Consider the following 5798-nt stretch of genomic DNA (forward strand, 5'->3'; position numbering starts at 1 on the left):
AAGAGGAGCTTTTCATGTTGGATGCCAACATAAAGGAACAGTTGAAGACCTACATGGGCAAGTTGCAACAACCGATTGAACTGGTTGCGGCCTACGATGACAGCGCCAAGTCCCAGGAGCTGAAGCAGTTGCTGGACGAACTGGAGCCCATGTCTGAAAAGATCAGTCTGCGCACGGAAGAATCGGGCGATGTTCGCCGCCCGTCTTTTGCCATTAACCGTGTTGGTGACGACAGCGTCGGCGTGAGATTCGCCGGCATTCCCATGGGTCATGAGTTCACTTCCCTGGTTCTGGCGCTGTTACAGGTTGGCGGTCATCCGTCCAAAGAAAGTGAGGATCTGATTAATCAGGTCAGGGATCTGAACGCCGATCTGGAGTTCGAGACCTACTACTCACTGTCCTGCCAGAACTGCCCGGATGTAGTCCAGGCGCTGAACCTGATGAGTGTGCTGAACCCGCGGATCAAACACACCTCGATAGACGGCGCCCTGTTTCAGGATGAAGTCGAAAAGCGTGAGATCATGGCGGTGCCGAGCGTTTATCTGAATGGCGAGCCCTTCGGTCAGGGCCGGATGTCGCTGGGGGAAATCGTAGCCAGGGTTGATACCGGCGCGGAAGCCCGGGAAGCTGAAAAGCTCAAGCACAAGGATCCGTTTGAGGTGCTGGTGGTCGGCGGCGGCCCTGCCGGTTCCTCTGCGGCCATCTATGCCGCCCGCAAAGGCATTGCTACCGGACTTGTGGCGGAGCGTTTTGGTGGCCAGGTGGCAGACACCATGGGCATCGAAAACCTGATTTCCGTGCCTTACACCGAAGGCCCGAAACTGGTCGCGGCCATGGAGCAGCACGTCAAGGAATATGACGTCGACATCATGAACCTGCAGCGGGCGGAAAAACTGATTCCCGCCGCCAGCAGAGGCGGTTGGCATGAACTGCAGCTGGCCAATGGCGCTTCACTGAAGTCCCGCACCCTGGTGCTTTCCACCGGGGCACGCTGGCGCCAGCTGGGGGTTCCGGGTGAAGAGGAATACCGCAACAAGGGCGTGGCTTACTGCCCTCACTGCGATGGCCCGCTGTTCAAGGGCAAGCGAGTCGCGGTGATTGGCGGTGGTAACTCCGGCGTGGAAGCGGCGATTGATCTGGCCGGTATTGTCGGCCACGTGACCCTGCTTGAATTTGCGGACGAATTGAAAGCAGACGACGTGCTGCAGAAAAAACTGCGCAGCCTGAACAATGTGGAAATTCTGACCTCGGCCCAGACCACCGAGATTTTCGGCGAGAGTGGCAAAGTCAGTGGCCTGAAGTATAAGGATCGGCAGCAGGGTGATGTGCACGATGTGACTCTTGAAGGCGTGTTTGTTCAGATCGGCCTGCTGCCGAATACCGAGTGGCTGAAAGGTTCTGTCGAGCTGAGCCAGCACGGCGAGATCATCGTCGACGAGCGCGGTGAAACCTCCATTCCCGGCGTGTTTGCGGCAGGCGATGCCACGACCGTGCCATACAAGCAGATCGTGATATCCATGGGTGAGGGTTCGAAAGCGTCTCTGAGCGCTTTTGACTTCCTGATCCGCAATCCGGCCGATGACAGCGAGGTCGACGAGCAGGCGGCCTGAACCATGGCCTGAACATGGCCCCGCAATGCGGCCGGGCCTGCTATGTTTGATGGTATGAACATGACCATGACCGACATGGCAGGCCAGATTGTCAGCCTGGTGGCGCTGGCGTTCTGCATCCTGGGCTTTGCCAGCAAGCGGGACGACCGCCTGATGGTGCTGCTGATTTCCGCGAACGTGGCCTTTGCGCTGCAGTTCGCGCTTTTCGGCAGCTGGACGGCGGCGATCCTGAGTCTGCTGGTGATCGGCCGGATAATCCTGGCCCGGCGTTATCTGGGCAACTGGCAGGTGATGCTGGCAGTGCTGGTCGTCAATCTGGTCGCGGCGGCCCTGACCTGGCGCAGCCCGGTGGATTTCTTTGCCATCGCCGCTGCGATTTTTGGCACCGTGGGCATGTTCATGCTCCGGGGCATTCCCATGCGGTTGATGCTGGCGGGCGCCGCTGTCTGCTGGATGCTGAATAACATTGTTATCGGCTCGGTTGGCGGCACCCTGGCGGAGGGCATGGTGGTGATTACCAATTTCATTACCATCTTCCGGCTGGCACGAATGAAACGCCGGTATCCGGAAGCCTTTGCCAAACTGAAAGAACCCGGTTCATAGCTAGTGTCCCATCTGGTTAATTCGTTGACCAGATGGGACACTAGGCCCGTTCGAAACCTTTCAGGACGTTCACCACATTCACGCCGATGGCATCGACATCGTAGCCGCCTTCCATGGTAAACAGCGTCGGCAGGTTCAGTTCGCCTATCCTTTCCCCCATCAGCAGGTAATCCGCAGACGTCAGCCTGAAGAACGAAATCGGGTCATCCTCGAAAGTGTCCACGCCCAGGGCGATCACCAGGGCATCCGGCTGGAAAGCGGTTATGCGTGCGCAGGCGGTTGCCAGGCCATCACGCCAGACCCTGAACGGTGTGCGTGGTGGATAGATGATATTCAGGTTAAAGCCCTCGCCGGAACCTTCGCCGGTTTCGTCCTCAAACCCCAGGAAATGCGGGAATACCAGATCCGGGTCGCCGTGCAGGCTGATGGTCAGGACCTCGCTGCGCTGGTAAAAAATGCTCTGGGTGCCATTGCCGTGGTGGAAGTCCACGTCCAGCACCGCCACCCGCCTGGCACCCTGATCCCGGAACGCCTGGGCGGCTATGGCGGCGTTGTTGAAAAAGCAGTAGCCACCGAACAGGTCGGCGTGGGCATGGTGGCCGGGCGGGCGGCAGAGTGCGAAAGCGGCGGGTTCGCCATTGGCCACCAGCGCCTGTGCGGTCAGCGCAACATTGGCCGAGGCGCAGGCGGCCTCCCAGGTGCCTTCGGTGATGGAGGTCTCGGCGGCAAAGCTGTAATAGCCCAGCCGGCCATCAATGTCTTGCGGGACCCGGTGCCGCATCCCCCGGCCGGGCCAGACCGCGGGAATGGCCTCACCGGGTTTGCCGGCGGCGGCCCAGTCGGCCCAGCTGCACCTGAGAAAATCCACATAGTCCGGGGTGTGCACACGCCGGACCGGGTCCAGGCCAAATTCCTGTGGTGGGAGAACTTCCCCCAGTTGTTGCTGTTGTACCCGGCCCAGTATGGTTTCCGCCCGCGAAGGTTTCTCATGGGGTGCAATCAGCACGCCGCCATCCAGTTCGGTTCTGGCGCTGCGGCGGTTGTGCAGGGGTGAAAAAACGGTTTTCATGGGAACCAGTCCGTGTGTTGATCTTGAAGAGTCAGGCAGCCTGGCGCCCAAGATAGCAAACAACCACTCCAGTCACAGGAATCGATTATGAAAATCGCGGTGTTTTGTGGCTCCAGTCGGGGCAACGACGAAAGCTTTGCGGAAGCGGCCCGAACGTTCGGGAGCCATATTGCGAGCCAGGGAATCGATCTGGTGTTTGGTGGTGGCAAGGTCGGCCTGATGGGGGTGGTTGCCGATGCGGTGCTGGCGGGTGGCCGTGAGGTCTACGGGGTGATTCCCGAATCCCTGCGGGACCGGGAACTGGCCCACCCCGGCCTGACCCGGCTGGACGTGGTTGGTTCCATGCATCAGCGCAAGGCGCTGATGGCCGACATGGCCGACGCCTTTGTTGCGCTGCCCGGCGGCCCCGGCACCATGGATGAAATCTTCGAGGCCTGGACCTGGGCGCAGCTGGGCTATCACCACAAACCCTGTGCGTTGCTGAACGTCAACGGCTATTACAACGAGCTGATCGCGTTCTTCAGGACCATGGCCGGGGCCGGATTTCTGAAAGCCGAACATGCTGACATGGTGATTGTCGAAGAGCGTGCCGAAGCACTGTTGGCAGCCCTTCGTAGCTACCGGCCGCCGGCCCGCAAATGGGACCCGGTCAGCCCCGCGCCAGGCACTTGATGGCCAACGCCGCAGCCGAGGTCCGGTTTTCCACTCCCAGCTTCCGGAATACCTGCTCCAGGTGCTTGTTAACGGTGCGCGGGCTCATGTCCAGAATCTGGCCGATTTCCCGGTTGGTTTTGCCGTTGGCGATCCACAGCAGTACATCGGATTCCCGACCGGTCAGGCCAAACCTCTCCCGCAGCGCAGCGGTTGCCGAGCCCGATTGCTGAACTTCATGCAGCCGCAGCAGGTATTCGCGGTTATCGACCAGGGTCAGAAACTCCACGGAGTGGGGCTCGGCCAGAAACTCCAGGGTCAGGCTGTGGCCGTTTTCCGGGTTGTGGGTCAGCCATTCCTTCAGATTCAGGCTCAGCTGCTGCTGGTGATTGGTGTCCCCGTCCGTCAGGCGTTGCAGCACCTGGGGTGTGGCCCACAGGACTTCTCCGCCGTGGTCCACGGCAAACAGGTTCTGCCCTGCGGTATCCAGTGCCTGGCGCGCACTTCGGGTCATGCGGGCATTGGTCAGGTGGACCTGCATGCGGGCCAGCACTTCGGCGGTGTTGATGGGTTTGGTGACGTAATCCACGCCGCCCGAATTCAGGCCCATCACAACATGTTCGGTATCGCTCAGGCCGGTCATGAAGATGATGGGCGTGTCGATGAATTGCGGGTTCTGTTTCAGCTGGCGGCAGGTCTCAAAGCCGTCCATGTTGGGCATGATCGCGTCCATCAGCACAATGTCGGGGGTAATGTTCATGCTGATGGTCAGGGCCTGATTGCCTTCCAGTGCTACCAGGACGGTCATGCCGGCGGTTTCCAGAGCATCACTGATCATGCGGATGGAATCGATGGCGTCGTCCACCACCATGACCACGGTCTTGCGGGGGTCAGGTGTGTTCATAGTCGGTCAACCTCAGTGCATCAATAATCTTGTCGAATTGAAAATCGTTGGTCAGCCGGATCATTTCCCGGAAAAACAGCGGTTCGGCCTCGCCCCGGAGCTCCAGCCCGTGCAATGCATCCAGCAGTCCTTTGCGATGGCCGATGGTGGCCAGGGCAACCAGGGCTGTCCGGTGTTGGTCGGAGGGCAGAGCCATGGTGCCGGTGGCGGGGTCCGGCAATGGCGCCAGAGGCTCCGCGCTTTTGTCGAACCGCCAGTCCAGGGCAATCAGCCGCGCTATATGATCCAGCAACTGGTTCTGGCGCACGGGTTTGATCACATAGCCGTTGTGCTGCGGGGGTTGCGGGCGGTCACGGCCCTCACTGGCATCGGCCGACACCATCACCACCGGCAGTTGATGGTTGTTGTCCCGTAACTGGGTGAGAATCTCCCAGCCATCATAGCCGGGCATGGACACATCCAGGAAAAGCAGGTCGGGCAGTTCTTTTCCTACCGCGTCCACCACCGCCAGCGAGTTATCAGTATCGATGATTTCAAAGCCAAGGGGCGCCAGCATGGCGCGGATCAACTGGCGGTGGCTGGTTTCGTCATCCACCACCATGATTTTGCGGCGCGGCCCCTCGTAGCCATAGATCCGTCGGGCCGGTGAGGTCATGGACTCCGGTCCTGGCGTGTGCACACTGGATAGCATCAGGCTGACCCTGAAAGTGCTGCCTTTGCCAGTCTCACTTTCCACCGACAGATCGCCGCCCATGATTTCTGTTAACAGATGGGTGATGGTCAGACCCAGGCCTGTGCCAGTCTGGCTCTGACCGGGGGTGCGAATACGTTCAAAGGGCCGGAAAATGCGTTCTAGGTTCTCTTCGGCAATGCCTTCGCCGGTATCCTCCACGGTAAACTCCGCGATCTGGCTCCGGTATTTCAGGGTCAGGGAAACCCGTCCGGTATCGGTGTACTTGAT

General features: G+C 59.9%; 6 protein-coding genes. 3 read left to right on the forward strand and 3 right to left on the reverse strand.

The features are described from left to right. Positions 1–14: 14 nt before the first annotated feature. A complete protein-coding gene (gene ahpF / locus VJ956_RS10565) occupies positions 15–1610 on the forward strand; it encodes an alkyl hydroperoxide reductase subunit F (RefSeq protein WP_324084640.1) in 1596 nt (531 codons plus the stop codon). A 42-nt stretch (positions 1611–1652) separates the two neighbouring features. Next, entirely contained in the window at positions 1653–2213 is a 561-nt protein-coding gene (locus VJ956_RS10570) for a YgjV family protein (protein ID WP_324084627.1), read from the forward strand. Between the two features lie 40 nt (positions 2214–2253). On the opposite strand, the gene VJ956_RS10575 is transcribed toward VJ956_RS10570, so the two are convergent. Then, positions 2254–3282, reverse strand: a complete 1029-nt coding sequence (locus VJ956_RS10575; protein ID WP_324084630.1) for a histone deacetylase family protein — start codon at positions 3280–3282, stop codon at positions 2254–2256. Positions 3283–3369: 87 nt separating this feature from the next. On the opposite strand from VJ956_RS10575, the gene VJ956_RS10580 reads away from it, so the two are divergent. Further along, positions 3370–3954 carry a TIGR00730 family Rossman fold protein gene (locus tag VJ956_RS10580; RefSeq protein WP_324084632.1) on the forward strand — a complete coding sequence of 195 codons (585 nt, stop codon included), beginning with the start codon at positions 3370–3372 and terminating at the stop codon, positions 3952–3954. On the opposite strand, the gene VJ956_RS10585 is transcribed toward VJ956_RS10580, so the two are convergent. Together VJ956_RS10585 and VJ956_RS10590 are read right to left on the reverse strand one after the other, a co-directional pair. Then, the gene (locus tag VJ956_RS10585) at positions 3932–4837 is read right to left on the reverse strand and encodes a response regulator (RefSeq protein ID WP_324084635.1); all 906 of its coding nucleotides are present in this window, start codon (positions 4835–4837) and stop codon (positions 3932–3934) included. The two genes, VJ956_RS10580 and VJ956_RS10585, sit on opposite strands and share 23 nt — an antisense overlap. Then, a partial coding sequence (locus tag VJ956_RS10590) for a response regulator (protein WP_324084637.1) occupies positions 4824–5798 on the reverse strand: 975 nt, incomplete at its 5' end. The genes VJ956_RS10585 and VJ956_RS10590, both read right to left, overlap by 14 nt.

It is taken from the genome of Marinobacter sp. (genome assembly GCF_035268745.1).
GTDB lineage: Bacteria > Pseudomonadota > Gammaproteobacteria > Pseudomonadales > Oleiphilaceae > Marinobacter.

What these genes read in the sequence shown, in the direction of transcription:
- ahpF (WP_324084640.1), top strand. Translation starts at nt 15, where the DNA reads ATGTTGGATGCCAACATAAAGGAACAGTTGAAGACCTACATGGGCAAG.
- VJ956_RS10570 (WP_324084627.1), top strand. Translation starts at nt 1,653, where the DNA reads ATGTTTGATGGTATGAACATGACCATGACCGACATGGCAGGCCAGATT.
- VJ956_RS10575 (WP_324084630.1), bottom strand. Translation starts at nt 3,282, where the DNA reads ATGAAAACCGTTTTTTCACCCCTGCACAACCGCCGCAGCGCCAGAACC.
- VJ956_RS10580 (WP_324084632.1), top strand. Translation starts at nt 3,370, where the DNA reads ATGAAAATCGCGGTGTTTTGTGGCTCCAGTCGGGGCAACGACGAAAGC.
- VJ956_RS10585 (WP_324084635.1), bottom strand. Translation starts at nt 4,837, where the DNA reads ATGAACACACCTGACCCCCGCAAGACCGTGGTCATGGTGGTGGACGAC.